This window comes from Vibrio sp. SG41-7 (assembly GCF_014164465.1).
Classification (GTDB): domain Bacteria; phylum Pseudomonadota; class Gammaproteobacteria; order Enterobacterales; family Vibrionaceae; genus Vibrio; species Vibrio splendidus.
Genome location: NZ_JACJFF010000125.1, coordinates 1 through 14,637, shown reverse-complemented (window position 1 = coordinate 14,637; position 14,637 = coordinate 1). Strand labels below are relative to the sequence as shown.

The 14,637-nt window shown below is 41.9% G+C and carries 10 protein-coding genes and 3 pseudogenes; 4 read left to right on the top strand and 9 right to left on the bottom strand.

Annotated features, from left to right (window positions below; genetic code table 11):
- Together H5300_RS21985 and H5300_RS21980 are read left to right on the top strand one after the other, a co-directional pair.
- Positions 1 to 2,103, top strand: a 2,103-nt coding sequence (locus H5300_RS21985) for a sigma factor-like helix-turn-helix DNA-binding protein (RefSeq protein ID WP_220503549.1), incomplete at its 5' end; no start/stop codon positions are given.
- Entirely contained in the window at positions 2,103 to 2,969 is an 867-nt protein-coding gene (locus H5300_RS21980; protein WP_182796908.1) for a phosphorothioated DNA-binding restriction endonuclease, read from the top strand. The genes H5300_RS21985 and H5300_RS21980, both read left to right, overlap by 1 nt.
- An 81-nt stretch (positions 2,970 to 3,050) precedes the next feature.
- Here H5300_RS21980 and dndE read toward each other — a convergent pair whose 3' ends face one another.
- The 6 genes and pseudogenes from dndE to H5300_RS21950 form a co-directional block, all read right to left on the bottom strand.
- Positions 3,051 to 3,398 (bottom strand): DNA sulfur modification protein DndE, encoded by a 348-nt coding sequence (gene dndE / locus H5300_RS21975; protein WP_182796907.1) that lies wholly within the window; start codon positions 3,396 to 3,398, stop codon positions 3,051 to 3,053.
- Positions 3,398 to 5,407 (bottom strand): DNA sulfur modification protein DndD, encoded by a 2,010-nt coding sequence (dndD, locus tag H5300_RS21970; protein ID WP_182796906.1) that lies wholly within the window; start codon positions 5,405 to 5,407, stop codon positions 3,398 to 3,400. Before dndD ends, dndE begins: the two co-directional genes overlap by 1 nt.
- A gap of 8 nt (positions 5,408 to 5,415) precedes the next feature.
- A complete protein-coding gene (locus tag H5300_RS21965; RefSeq protein WP_182796905.1) occupies positions 5,416 to 7,239 on the bottom strand; it encodes a DNA phosphorothioation system sulfurtransferase DndC in 1,824 nt (607 codons plus the stop codon).
- Positions 7,236 to 8,315 carry a DNA sulfur modification protein DndB gene (gene dndB, locus H5300_RS21960; RefSeq protein ID WP_182796904.1) on the bottom strand — a complete coding sequence of 360 codons (1,080 nt, stop codon included), beginning with the start codon at positions 8,313 to 8,315 and terminating at the stop codon, positions 7,236 to 7,238. Before dndB ends, H5300_RS21965 begins: the two co-directional genes overlap by 4 nt.
- Before the next feature lie 219 nt (positions 8,316 to 8,534).
- A complete protein-coding gene (locus tag H5300_RS21955; RefSeq protein ID WP_182796903.1) occupies positions 8,535 to 10,562 on the bottom strand; it encodes a DNA phosphorothioation-associated putative methyltransferase in 2,028 nt (675 codons plus the stop codon).
- A gap of 274 nt (positions 10,563 to 10,836) precedes the next feature.
- A pseudogene (locus H5300_RS21950) lies at positions 10,837 to 11,115 on the bottom strand (tyrosine-type recombinase/integrase); the annotation flags it as partial.
- Positions 11,116 to 11,327: 212 nt separating this feature from the next.
- Between H5300_RS21950 and H5300_RS21945 the strand changes: the two are divergent.
- A complete protein-coding gene (locus H5300_RS21945) occupies positions 11,328 to 11,795 on the top strand; it encodes a Panacea domain-containing protein (protein ID WP_182796902.1) in 468 nt (155 codons plus the stop codon).
- A 385-nt stretch (positions 11,796 to 12,180) separates the two neighbouring features.
- Here H5300_RS21945 and H5300_RS21940 read toward each other — a convergent pair.
- Together H5300_RS21940 and H5300_RS21935 are read right to left on the bottom strand one after the other, a co-directional pair.
- Positions 12,181 to 12,309: pseudogene (locus H5300_RS21940) on the bottom strand (IS5/IS1182 family transposase); the annotation flags it as partial.
- 243 nt (positions 12,310 to 12,552) lie between these two features.
- Positions 12,553 to 13,791: an IS256 family transposase gene (locus H5300_RS21935; RefSeq protein ID WP_182796901.1), complete on the bottom strand. Its 1,239-nt coding sequence runs from the start codon at positions 13,789 to 13,791 to the stop codon at positions 12,553 to 12,555.
- Between the two features lie 281 nt (positions 13,792 to 14,072).
- Here H5300_RS21935 and H5300_RS21930 point away from each other — a divergent pair, with 281 nt between their 5' ends.
- Entirely contained in the window at positions 14,073 to 14,267 is a 195-nt protein-coding gene (locus H5300_RS21930; protein ID WP_017088307.1) for an AlpA family transcriptional regulator, read from the top strand.
- A gap of 211 nt (positions 14,268 to 14,478) precedes the next feature.
- Here the strand turns inward: H5300_RS21930 and H5300_RS21925 are convergent.
- Positions 14,479 to 14,637 (bottom strand): annotated as a pseudogene (locus H5300_RS21925) (IS4 family transposase); the annotation flags it as partial.

The following is a 14,637-nucleotide window of genomic DNA, read 5'->3' as shown; positions in this document are numbered from 1 at the left end:
GAAAAGCTAATAGGCAACATCGAAATTTCGGATAAGGAGCTTGTGACAGTTCAATTTATTCAAGCCCGCATGGGACGTGAGTTACTGATCTCTGATCTCCTGTCAAAAACAGATGAAGAATTTCTTTCACTTAAGGGGTTTGGTAAAGGAAAGCTACTCCACGTTACAGCTTTGAGAGAAAGGCTTGGTTCAAGTACAAACCTAGTAGGGGAGTTTTCTAAGCAAGAAATTCTAGAGCCTAAACCAGCTGACGAACTGGTAGTTTCTGAACTTGCATTGCCTCACGAATATAAAGTAGTTTGTTCTTTATTATGCAAGCACTTAGGTGACGGAATTACTCTAGGTGAAGTTCGAAGCTTGGATTACGGGGACTTAAAAGCTATCCCAAGTATGGGAGATAAGAAAATATCTCGCGTGAAAGAGATGGTTCAGCATGTCGATAGTAAAGATGTGGCCTACTTCGATAAAAAAGTAAAGGGTGAATCTAAGGCTCTTCTGTATTCTGGGAGAGAGCAGTTTGATCTCTCTGAACTAGAGCAGACTCTATTAGAGGACTTGAATTCATTTCTAACAGCGTTAAATGAAAGAGATAAGTATATATTCTCTAAACGCCTTGGTTACGGTACCGAAAGCGTAACTTTACAGGAAATTGGAGATACTTTACCGAGTGGAAAAGTATCTAGGGAACGTATTCGCCAAATCCAACAACGAATAGAGAAAAATTGGCGAGCGCATATGCGCGTAGCGCCTGTGACTTTATGGGTAAACGTGAAGTCCAATTTAAGTGTTTTACGCAAAACACTGTTCCCTCATATGCGAGTTCAATTTAGTTCCTTGAAAGGTTTCTATGAGTTTCTAGAAATGAGTTGCGAACTACCTGGCGGCGGTTTAACAAAAATAGTTTATCCAGATATTTCTGCTTCAATATTAGATGATTATTGGGCTGAGCATTCCTCACCAACTGAGATTGATTCAATTGCCTCATATTTGCAAGATAGGTTAGGTTTTGAGCGAGCAGTCTCTGAAAATGCAATATCAAACCTTAGTGGTAAGAAAGTTGAGTTGTTAGGGGAATTAGTTTTACCTATAAACTTGTCTAAACCATTAGCTATCGCCAATACATTGCTCGATTACCCTTCGGGTTTAACTTGGAAAAATCTGCATAAAAAAACTAATGAAAAAGGTATCTCTAAGGTTAGTTTACCGGAAGAAAGAGTTGATGGCGCAATAGGTACTGCTGTTGATGAAGGGTGGATTTATCAACATGATCGTGGATCTTACAAACATTTAACTTACTTAGCTTTGTCGGAAGCTAGTATTGAGCTAACGCTAAAAAGCGTACATAAAATATTGGTTAGAGCGTCAAATGAAGGTAGGGATTCACTGAACTTATCCATAGATTATTATCAAGATTCAGATGATAAAGACCTAGATTATTTTACTGTTCGACATATTGTTAGGGCTTATGGTGAAAGACTAGGAATCTTCTTCAATGGTAAGTCTGGTGCAGATACTATCAGCTTGGAAAAAGACTTTAGCCTCGCAAATCAACAAATGGTTATAGAGCAATTATTTGCTTCTTCTGATAAGCCTCTGGATAAAGCTCATATTGCAAGTAAGATTCGCAGTCAATCAGTAGGTCACGCTAGCTTTTATCTGGATCAGCTTCTTACTAATGGTACTATTGTTAGGGTAGATGAATCCACGTATCAACAAACAGATAAAGCATTTGCATCATTTGACATTGAGGCCATTATTTTGGCTGCTGCAGGTATTATTGAAAAAGAAGATCGTGTCATCGAGTTAGGTGTTATTCAAAAACTTCTAAATCAACGACTAGATTTGGATATTAACAAATATTTATATCTATCTTTGCTAAAAGCTCACAACAATGGATACGGATTTAATTGGCATTTCGCATACAACTTAGTATCGAAGCAAAAGACACGTTTTGAGAGTCTTACGGATTTATGTAGAACATTATTACCGGAAGTAAAGTCTTTTGATGAAGCTAAGCCTATTGTTGAACAATATTGTGTGATTGATGAGAGCCGATTGAAAGTTGTATTTGTTCAGTACAGAAATCAAGCGAATAAGAATTAATGGAATTGATAGATAAGATTGATGCAATCTCTACTTGGCGCTGGGGAGAACAACGTGCTCCACATAAGCCCTTAATGTTGCTTTATGCTCTATCTCAATACAAACGAGGCCATGAGCGCCTGTTCCAGTTTGAGAATGAAGTGGACAAGCAGGTTAAGGAGCTACTGGTTCAGTATGGCCCTGCGCGAAAGTCACATCGAGCGGAGTACCCGTTTTGGCGGTTAGCAAATGAACCTGAGTCATTTTGGGAAATTCTAAACGGTGAACAGTGCGCACTATCTAGCCAAGGAGATCCACGTAAGAGTGACCTTAATAAGTATAATGTGATGGCAGGGTTTGATGCGACTTCATATCAGAATTTAATTTCTAATCCAATATTGATAGAAAAGATAGCTTCTAAGCTAATTCAAGACAATTTTCCTGATACGTTACAGGAAGAGTTGTTTGTTCGCTTTGGGTTTGAAGTTGATTCGTCAACTAAGCAACGTGATCCCAATTTCCGTAAGAATGTTCTACGTGCTTACAACTACCGATGTGCTGTATGTGGTTTTGATTTGGCTCTTGATACTGTTCCAGTCGGCATTGAAGCTGCGCATATAAAATGGAAGCAGTACTCTGGCCCTTGTGAGGTATCGAATGGTGTTGCATTGTGCAGTATCCATCATAAGGCGTTAGATAAAGGTGTAATTACATTTAGTAGTGAACTAAAAGTACAGGTTTCTCCTGCAACGAGAGGAGGAAGCATGGTTGAGCGGTTGATTTGGGAATTCGCCAACAAGTCAATTGACTTGCCAAGAGATGTTTCTGCGTATCCTTCTGACAAAGTACTTGAATGGCATTTGAAAGAAGTCTTTAAACCCTATTAGTCTGTAGCTTATTAGTAACCAAGAAACAAGCGCCATCAATCACTTGTTTCTTAGATATAGGTGTTGTTTGTTGTTGGCTTCTTAAATTGAAGCAGCAATAGCTTTCAAGGAACGGTGATTTCTAATTGAAGCTATCCCATCTTCGACGTGTGCTGCCCAAGCTTGTTGATACTCTTTGGTATCAAGCTCTGGGTAATACATCTTCAACATGAGTTCAGTCACTTCACCCGTTTCACCAAGCCATGTGTACTTATCTAGTACAAGTGAGCCATCTAGCTTAGCTTCTTGGCCTTGGTATCGAAAGTCACTTTCGATGGAGCGGAAGAAAGCGATACGTGCCGATACGTTTGGAGTGACTCCTGTATACCCCTTTAGCTTTTTGAGCTGTTCTTCAGTAGAGCGGGTTAAGTTCATGCGGTTAGGTAGCATTAAACAGCCTCCTTAATCGATTCTTTCCAGAAGTAACCGTCTTTCAATGTTGAAGCCTTAGTTGTACCGTCGAAACAGATCTCATAAGTACGAGCAATATCGTCTTGGATAAGGCTTGTGTAGTTTCTATCGATCTCTGTATCAGTTGATAGAATCACCACTTGGTGGCTTGCGGTTGGGAAGTAATTCTCTACCAGTTTGTCACGGTGATGTGAATCTAATCGACCTAGTGGTGTGTCAATGATGATTGGAAGTTTACGACCCGATGTACGACCAAGAGCTTCTAGAATCGATATCGCGTAGATCTGCTTCTCACCAGCAGACATCGCCTTACGGTTGATCTTAATACCGTGTTCATCAACTAACTCAACATCGAATGTTGCTGGGTTGATTGAAGCTGTGAGTTGTAAATCTTCCTTACGAGCAAGCTTCTTGTATGATTGAACGAACTCATTTTCTAATTGGTTCACACGCGCTTTAGTTAGCTGTTCACCAAACTTATCTAGCAATAAGATTGAGTTTTGCGCATTACTAATACTTTGATCTTTGTTCGATTGGTCTTTGTGCTTATCGTGTAGCTTCTGAATTTGACGTGCTGTTTCTAAAGCTAGTCGAAGTTCTCGCTTAGCCTTTTCCAGTAAATCATGATATTCGATAATAAGTTTTTCTTTCTTCTTATCTAAAGTGCGAACATCTGAAAATAACTCCTGCACTTGTTCTTGCTCTGGTGCACGTGCGATATTATTTGAAGCGTTGTCGATCTCCTCTTCGACTTTTTGGAGGCGTACTCGTGCTTTGTCAAAACGAGAGAAAGAATCTTGCGATAGGTTGGACAATTGGTAATCGATAGTATTCGCTTGGCGATCGGATATATCCAAAAGAAGCTCAGTTGAATCAAATTCACCAACGTGTGCTTTAAAGCTGTCTGCGATTGCATTTTGCGCCATTTCGGTATCAAAGCTTGGATATTTTGAGCATAGGGTTTCTAGGAAGGAATCTAGCTCATTACCAAAGTTCTGCTTTTTCTTGACTTGTTGCTCTTGTTTAATCTGAGTTTGAAGCCTTTGCATTGCTTTCGGAGCAAGTGAAAATGGAAGGTTCGTTTCCATTTCCATACGAATCTGTTTTTCAAGCTCTACTTTCTCTTTAAGCAAGCTTTCAACTTTGTGTTGTTCATCTTCTCTGGTTTTTGCCCAAGCACCACCATTCTGGGAAAGCTTGTTTTCCAGGTTAAGAATATCGCGTGATACTAGCTCAATTTGAGCATCAACAATATCAGCCTCACCACGAAGCTTTTCAGCTTTACGTTCGTGATCAATTCTTTGCTCATCTAATGCATTCATCTCTTCTTTTAGAGATTGGCTTAAAGCTCCGGAACCTTGCTTTTTCAAGAAGATATTTAGGTCGCTTTTGAGTTTCGCGATTACATCTAAACCTAGTAGTCGACGTACAGCTGTTTTCAGAACTGTTCCAGATTCGTCTTCAGCTAGTTCTGCAATTTTTTCTCCATCAAAGAAGAATAAGTCAGCGATACCTGTTGGAATAAGTTCATTAAGAAAGCCCTGGCACTGTTCGTAGTTCAACGCAGGAATTTGAATACCACCTTTCTCAAGGCACAGGTTATCTTTCTTACCGCGCTTCCAACCGCGAATCACTTTATAAGTGTTCTCTTCACCGTTTTGGCTGTATTTAAACTCAAGCTCGATAGATGCGTTATCTTGAACGCCACCATGGCCGACACCTTTATGAATAAGCTCGGATAGGGCATCAACATATTCACCGTTTGACAGAACTTGGCTAAATGATTGACGGCCAAAAAGAGCGAGTCGTACAGCGGTCAGAATCGATGTTTTGCCAGCACCGTTAAGACCACCGAACAGAATGATTGGTCGTTCGGTTCCTTCAATAGGACCATTTTTACTTAGACGAGCAGGTGCTGGGCGCAGGTTGATTTCATGCACACCGCGAAACACGCGAAAGTTGTTTAAAGTTAGTTTTGTAATCAACATTTCAGTATTTAAAACTCTTTTTGAAGCTGCTTATCTAAGTCAGCAAGCTGTTCGTTATAACGCTCAATTTCTTTTTGGTGAATATCAAACTCAACTTTACTCTGTAGAGAAGCATGCTTTTGTTTGATCTCTTCCAAGCTTCCCCAGTCTCGCTTCAATAGCGATGCGATTTTGTTTGAAATACCGCTACGGCGGCTTAAGCCCTCCATAGAAACTTCCAACTCGATCAGTTTCATGATCATTTCTGGTTCAACATCGAAGTTGTCACAAAGCTCATGGATTAGCTGTGCGTCATCTTTACCAAAACTCGCGTTATCGTCGTATACCCAATCTAGGTCATAGCCATAAACGTCTTTGAAAAGAGTTGGTAGTGAGTCATCCCAGTCTGGCTCATTTGGATCATGAATCCATTCTTGGCGAATAGCATGCAGTTCTGGAACTGTGATTAACTCAATCTCTCGACCTTCAGACTTAAACTTTTTATCTAGATCTAGAAGTTCACGAAGCCACTGACGGCGGTATTTAAGCCAGTAAGGTCCAGGAGTGTAGCGTGACCAAAACCATGCTTTACGCTCTTTTGAGTCCTTCGTATCAACTTGATAAACAACAGTCTCAACAACAATTTCACCATCAAGAATCTCAATTGATAACGGTTGATTATTGGTGTCGTTAACGATGCGAAATTTTTGAGTATTGTAAAGCTCATCAAGTTTTTCAGATTTGATGTAACTAATTGCCGCTTCAGGAGTTTTTATATCAAAAGGTAACTTTTTGATTTGATCGTGAACTCGGCCTGTTCGTCTTTTAAAGTTTCTATATTCATCTTTGTCTTTTGGTACATTGGTCGCAGCAAGCTTATTGCGGAACTCAAGAAGAGGAGCCATCCACTCTTCACCGTTTTGGATAAGGCTTTCCATCGCACGGTCTTTCGTTACAACTGTACACGTCCAACAGCCAAAACGAGAGTTACCACAAGATGGTGTCGTTTCGTCAATAACCATCGGGCATTCGCCTTGCCCTGAAGAATCTTTATAAAGATTCCAAAGCACTAGGTTTTTGCCACCCCAAGGGTTTTCCCACTCTAGGTCGTAGTCATCTTTCCAAATGTTTCGAGTGCCTAATGGAGTTTCTTTTGTCTCTAAACGACATAAACGTAAGATCTTCCAAACATCATCGACGGCCCATGTATCAATTGGCGTGTAAATGAATGCGTTCGCTAGAGTTGTATGGCAAGCTAAACGAGAACCATCAATTTTATGCTTAGCGATAACTTGAGCACGCGAAGTACTTTCTTGGCTGCGAGAGCCCAATACAACGATTACCTCATCAAATTGAGATACTTTGCTTTTGATGAAGTCACTAACCGGATCGATCTTCATTCGCTCTGTACACCAGCGGAAAGAGCGAGTTGGTGCTGGGTAACCTTTACCAAGAAGGCTCGACCAAAACGTCTGGTCTGATTCTGGTACCACTTTGTGACAGCTTATTGGCAGGTCGTCGCGTTTAGCGCCTTTTTGTATCGCTGCTAAAGAGTCTTTTATATGGTTTACAACGACAGGAGTCTCAACCAAGGTGTCCGATGAAACGACAAATACTGGTTTATGACGTTGCTCTTTCTCTAAACCAAGGAGTGCCATATAAACCAGTGACATAACTGCTGATGAGTCTTTACCACCACTGTAACCAATTACCCAAGGGCGATTGTCGGCGCAGTAAACACGCTGCACGTCAGCGATATAATGGCTGAGTTTGTTATTTGCGAACTCTTCAGCGTTGATGAATTCTTGATATTCTTCGGCGAGATCTTCTGCCAGTTTTAGCTCGTGTATCATGATAACTGCTTCTCTAGAGCTTTTTCTTCTGGGGTTAGTGGTAACCCAAGTTCAATTTTTAGTGCATTGGCAGTAAGCTGAATATTCATATTGGATTTACTCAGTTTGCCATGGTTCATGCTGCGTGTAATCCATTCTGGGTTGGTTTTTAACCAGTTCACGTTCGCTAGCTGTTGAAGCTTTTCTTTCCATTGCTTTGGTTCTTGGCAAAGCAGGTGTTTACCTAAAACACCTATAGCATGCAGTCCAACGCCGTGTGCGTGAATGTATTCTTGGCGTAGCTGTGCTGGTGACACTTGTTTGTCTATCACCATTTGCCAGTCTTTAATATGACACGTGACTTCTTCCCAAAACTCACGTGCTAATTGTTTTTCTTCTTCACTGAAGCCATCCTTCGGGCCTTTGCTTAAAAGCGCTCGAGTAGATTGTTTTATGCTGCTCAAAGTGAATAGTTTGTTCGACTTAGGACTAATATTGGATTTCTCCATTTCAGTCATTCCGATGAAGGGTTTTACTTTGGTTGCTAATTCACGCGCAAGCTCTGAGCTTTCATCTCTATGATCATACAGTGTTCCAAGAGATGGACTCGGTTTGACGGCGTACTTGTTTAAATCTGCAAACATTTGTTGGCTTCTGCCCAGGCCTTCATCGATAAAGAATAAGACCGGAATATTGTCTTGCCCCAGATCTGGATTTTCTTTCAGTGCTTCTTCAATCGCTTTACGACGGTGTTGACCATCATTAATTAGGATCTGTGCATCCATTGGGATTTGAAGTGTCCCTAAGTTAGGTGCTCCTTCGTGATCATTGAATGAGATATCAACACCAACAGAAGCTGTTAGTGCGGAGAAAACATATTCTTTAGGGTTATCGAGCAGATACTTCACCATTTCAGGTATACGAGTTTTGTTCAACGTTCTTTGAGCTCTTAGCTCTGGCGGAACATCATCTTCGTTGTAACTGAAAATTTTGGGAATGATGCGAAGAGGGCACGTCGCAATATAAAATGGACGTCCAGCTTGAATTCCTCTAACAGCAGGAAAGGAGTAGCAATAGCCTGAATCTTGATTTTGCATGGGAAGACCTTAGTTGGTTTGTTATTTTTATGACATAAGAACTAAAAATAATTAAAGCTCATTATTTTTAGTTTGTCAAAAAATGACATACTAGGCGTCGAGTTTGTTATGTGTTCATTTCAAAAGTGCGAAATGCTGCATTGGTTTGCCAAAATAGGTCGAGTATTTTACAGCGATAGAGAGGGGATTTCTATGGCAGGGCACTTTTTTTCTAAAAGTTTATGTGGGTACTTTGGTGTTGATTCTAAATCCTTTGATTTCTTTGTTGTGTTTACCTAAAAGTACCTCAAACTCTGCTCGAACCATCTGAGTCTCTTTAGTTGGTTCAAACTCCACCAACTTCCCTAATCGCTTATCAAACCTCAGCTGCTTTTTGTAGTTCTCGTGTTCGGTTGGCATGTAAAGGTGCTTGTTGAGCAGTGGTGGTCTACGATCTTCATTGACGTAATCAAAGAAGTCTATGTCTTGCTCGGCCATCTTGATTTTTATACGCCCTACTAAGAAAGGAACCGATTTTTCAAAGTCATCATAGGCGGTTAGGGTGAGCTTACCGGATGTGATATGAATTTTGATAAGATCTATTTCTTCATCCAGTTCGCCATACATTTGTAGCCCCGCGCCTACGTAGACTCGCAGCAGCAATGGTAAATCATCAATAAAGTCTCGGTGTAGAATCAATGAATGTCCTTCATTGAGAAGGCTGGCTGGTAACTGGTTATGTGCTTTCTCGCACTGCTGCTGGATTAAGTCGTTGTCGGCAATCGCGAATAGCAACTCGGCTGCCAGGTTAATGGCAGTTTTGTAGTCATCAAACAGCGCTTTGATATCGCGCTTTAGTGGCTCTGGTTGCTGCGTGTAAGGCTTTCTTTTCTCAAACAACCCCATAGCGAAGTACAGCAGCAGGTCTTCTTTTCTACTCTTTTCCGCTTGCTCAAACTCTTGGGTATCAAACATCTCTTGCAACAAGTTGAACACTTTTTTGTTTGAGCCGATTAGCTCCCGGATTTTATCGGATTGTTCAAATTCGTCGCTGGCAGGAATTCGGCCTAGTTCTAAGCAGGTATTCCAAAAACTGTTGAACAAATCTTGATGCTGAGTGATAAGCAGCTTGGCTTTATCTTTTGCTTCGATAGGCTCTGGCGAAGTCAGTTGTTGCCATTTGTGATGTCGTTTGTACTTACTCTGTAGGTATTGCTGCTCTTCAAGTTTGTCTTTAAATATATAGAAAATACCGGGCGCGACGGTAATGGCGTCTTCTTGAAGGCTTCGTTCTACGTATGCTTTTATCTCATATTGCGCATAGTACTTTTGAAAGGTATTCCGGGAAGTAATTACACCATCTCTGTAGGGTTTGAATTGGGCAATATAGCTTTCGTTGGCAAGCATGACAGAAACAACGAGAAGTTTACCCGCCAGCTCCCAAGCGCCTAACAGCGCATCTAAACGTTCGTCTTGATCTTCAATCACGTTTAGAACAAAGCCAAGGTTGACGATGTCTGAACTCACTTTGTCGTTATCAGGCTGAAAGTTAGGATCCCAGCCAAGCGGGTCTAGTCCATGTGCCTCCAGTTCTCGTAAGTCATCACCACGTCCGCAGCCATAATCAAAAATGGAATGAGAGCCTTCTAGATAACCATGCTTTACCAGTGTTTTCATAGGTGCAGACAGTTCATGGCGAACGAGTGCCGTTTTGTGCCTATCAATTCCGGTTTCTTCGACTTGAGTGACAGCAGAGCTGCGGAACAAACGCCCGTCGACAAGTTCATAGCCATGACGCGCAATAAGGTTTTCCCAAGAGCGCTTAAATCCAATTAGCCGACTATTCTCATACAGCCCCGCGTTTTCACCTTCTTGAGTGAGTGAAGTGAAATGATCAAAGTGCTCACATTCCGGCAAGATCATGGTCTCTTTGCGATGAAGGATCGGTGGGTTGTCAGAATCCGAGTAGCTTGTGATTTTATGGCTTAACTTAGATAGGTCGACGTTTAAGCTCTGTCTTAGCGCAGGGTAGGAGTCAGTGTAGAATTCGGGGTAGTGAAGCAAAGATAGGCGGAATTCTTTTTTAAACAGTTTCACTAGATTCCAGTGTTCGTCATCTAGGCTAACGGCTTTTGCTACCGCAGGTATGAATTGAGTGAGGACTGTCGGTAGGGCGCTAAAGGCATCTTTATGAAGGTAGATAGCATCCGGCAATTGTTTCCCTACTTTGATTTGTGCCACCAACTCAGCAAACAGCTTTTCGTTCATTCCTTGTCCTCTCAGATTTTTTTCGATTATAAGTCATCGAATAAGGTCTGTGTGGCGCTACCGTTTGCACTTTTCGTATTTACGCGAAGCCCATCACTTCGTGCTTGCCGAATCAGTGCATACCGGCTGTTTTCAGGGCTAATGCTGATGTGAATCGGTTTGTTCTTTCCATAAAAGTAGAGGCGGTCGAACGCTAGGTGAGTGCAAAGTAAATGACACCTCACTCTAGCTTGCTAAAACGCTATTTCTGATCACTTACTTACTGTGGTTGGTATTAGATTACCTTCAGCTGTTTTGTCTCTGTCACAGAGAGGCTGCCTTTGGCGGCCTCTACTATATGCCCGCTCCACCAGCACATCATAGGGATTCGTCGTTCAAGATAGTCGGTACGGTTATAGGCGCTGCGAACCTGGTTATCATCAACGTGAGCCAAAGCTGCTTCTATTAAGTCGGCTTCAAAACCTTGTTCATTAAGAGTTGTACTCGCGAGTGAGCGCAGGCCATGACTGACAAGCCTTCCCGCAAAGCCCAAGCGTTTGAGGGCTATATTTGCTATCATTGTACCTGAGGTCAGAGGGGGATCACGAAGTAATTTAGCGTTTCACTTCAGTACCCTGAATAAACTTACCAACATATTACTAATCCATACGAACGAGCATCTAACTGTGAATAAAAGTACTGTCTTAAAATACAGCTATGTTTTACACTATTTTCGTTGCATCGACTGGAAAATGTAAACCTTTTAGACGAAATTGGATAAATAAAATGAAAACTTATCATACCTACAGCGCTGTAGATGTTGCATTGAGCTTGCTTAAGCATGCGAAAGAGCAAGGTAAATGTTTCTCCAATTTGCAGCTACAGAAACTGGCTTATGTTTGCCATGGCCTGTCTTTGGCGCATTTTCAACGCCCTCTAGTGGTTGATGACGTATTTGCATGGAAGTTTGGTCCAGTAGTGCCATCTGTGTATTTCCGTTTTAAGTCGTACGGAGCGAACGTCATTACCGAACGGGGTGATGTGGTTTTAGATTCTGAAAGCGAATCTATCGTGAAGGATGTTGTTTCTCAACTTGGTCACTTAACTGGACCACAGTTGGTGGACCTAACACACCGAGATGGTAGCCCGTGGCATCAAGTATGGGACGGAACACACCAGAAAGTGATTCCAGATCATCTAATTCAATCCCACTACGCGCAAATTAAACAGTCAGGACGTACTACTAGCCTGTGAGTAATAAAGAAAAAGTGTCGTTAGTTTCCTAATTGACGACACCCCATCTGCTGAACAAGCATCCAAAACCTTCCATGACGATTACGAACTGAACTTTCAAGACTTCCTTGAACGTACGGTAGATGAAAACGCAGCTGAAGACTTTTCTTATTCCAATAATGGAGTAAAAAAAGCAGGTAGAAGACTTCGTAAAAAAGAAGGTGATCTTAAGGCAGCCACTGCCACTATCCAGCAATTCCGTGCTGCTCATGAAAAGCCTCTCAATACTATTGCTTACCTTGTTGGGCGTTGTTGTCGTGAACTCGGTATAGATGTTAAGCCAGTAACTCGAGGCTTTGTTGCGTAATTAAATTTAAAGATAGAACTACCCCGTTTCGCGTATTTCTTAATCAATACGACAAGTTTCAGGCATACCTAACCCAGTAAGCTTGTTCAACGCTTTTATCATCGCGTAAGTTTCACCCACCTGTGCATTGTAATTTCTTAAGCTCAATCGTCCTCCTAGCAACTGTTCATTGGGTAGCAACTCAGGAATATGGTGATAAAGTTCCAACGAGTGAAGATGTGATTAATGGTGTTCATGGTTGGAGTGCGAGAAAAGCAAATATGAAATCAGCTCATATTTTGGCTGCTTGGAATCGATTGCGTGAACAAGGGTGGTTGGACAGTAAAGCGACAACGTTGTGATGTGAAACCCTATGCTCTCTTTTGTTTTTCGATGAGCAGTTGAGCTATTGTCAAATGTGGTGTATGGAGATCATGCAGTAGCCTGTTGATGAGTCTCCATTTCTTTCACTCCATCGATGAAGCGAACATCTTTCACTACATCTGCGAGGAGTTTAAAACCTCGTAGGCGACGCCACTTCGTCTCAGCACTTAGCATTAACTTGTAAGCCATCATCAACGTGGTTTTTCTGTTTCCACAGTTCTTCGTCTTGTTAGTGCGTAAGCGAACTGTAGCGAACATCGATTCTATTGGGTTCGTTGTCCTGATATGAACCCAGTGCTCTGCTGGGTAGTCGTAAAACGCCAGCATTTCAGCTTTATCTTTCACCAAGCAGTCGGTTGCCTTTGGATACTTAGCTTCAAAGCGTTTCTGGAAGGTTGAGAAGGCCTGATAAGCGTCATCTCTCGTTTCTGCCATCCAAATATCTTGCAGCGCTTCCTTCATTCGTGGCTGTACGCTTTTGGGCACCTTGTTCAGCACATTTGCTGTCTTATGTACCCAACAACGCTGCTGGTCAGCCTGCGGCCAGCATTTAGCCACGGCTTTCCAGAAGCCAAGTGCGCCATCTCCGATGGCAAGCTTAGGTGCTAACTGTAATCCCTGTGCTCGTAACTGCTCTATGAGCTCCGTCCAACTGGCTTCTGACTCTCGGTGACCATCCAGAACGCCAAGAACCTCTTTACGACCAGTGTCATCCACGCCGATAATGACGAGTAAGCAGAGCTTATCGTCCATCCTAACGTGACAGTAAACACCATCAGCCCAGACGTAAACATAGCGACGCTTACCGAGGTCACGCTTACGCCACTGTTCGTATTCTGTAGACCACTGCTCCTTGAGACGACAAACGCTGCTGGCTGAAAGTCCTTTCGCATCCTTACCAAGCAAAGATTCAAGAGCGGGCAGCATATCGCCCGTAGATATCCCCTTGAGGTAAAGTAACGGAAGCAGTGTTTCTACACTCTTCGTTCGCTTGAGATACGGTGGTATCAAACTACTATTAAATTTGACGCCATTCCCTGAGCGATCTCGTACCTTAGGAATTTGCACTTCGACATCACCGACACCTGTTTGCAAGGTTCGTTCAGGTAAAAAACCGTTGCGAACAATGGCTTGTTTGCCGTCAACCATGACACTCTGATGTTGGGCAAGTAACTGTTGAAGCTCAGCTTCAACAGCTTGTGCAATCAAATCTCTAGCCCCTTGACGTATCAGTTCTGTAAGTGGGTCTTGTGGTGTATTCAGTGAAACAACAGTATTATCAGTCATGCGGTGTACCTTTCTGTTAATTGTTCTGGCGAGAACTACATCAACAGATTACACCGCAACTTCCTTTCTCTTCCATACACCAGAAATCAGCATAGCTCTGAGCAGTTTATTATGCGGGTTATGTTCTTAGTTAATGAAAAAGCCCTTTCAGCCATATCGGTTGGAAGGGTTTCATTTTTTTTAGCGATAGATAATGCAGGAAGGAGTTGGCGGCGTTATCCAAAATATTTTAGATATATGTCATTACCGTGAACATCAATATTCAGGTAAGGCATGACAACATGAATAAAATTAAGTTAATAAAATTAGAAGCTGTTATTGAAATGACGACTTTGAGTCGCTCTGCTATCTACAGGGGCATAAGAGAATGTAGGTTCCCAAAGCAAGTACGATTGAGCCGTCGCTCAGTTGCTTGGGTTGAAAGTGATATTCAGAACTGGATAAAAGCACAAGTCGCGGAAAGGCAGAATATATAGATTTGAGAGGGGCAGGTTAAGGCCCTCTTTTTTTGTTTCGAGGATATAGGGTGTCGCGGGGTTTTAGGTTTGTAGAATACTTTAGTTTGTAACTTGAAATTTTGCAGGTGCGGACGAAAAGTATCCATTTGGAATTCGAGATAGAGAACTAATGTTTCTTTTCTATCAATGAGTTAGCTTTTTGGGTTAGTGTAGGTACATAGACTGAACCTTAAGCAATAAGTTTTGCATAAATCCCGTCTAATGTAATGTTTTTCTTGGATTTCCTTTGAGCGGATTTTTGTGCATTCTTGAATATATAGCTACAGGCCCATTCAAGTTTGTTGCCTATTTCTGACCATGCTCTGTGGCTGATACATTCAAATATTGG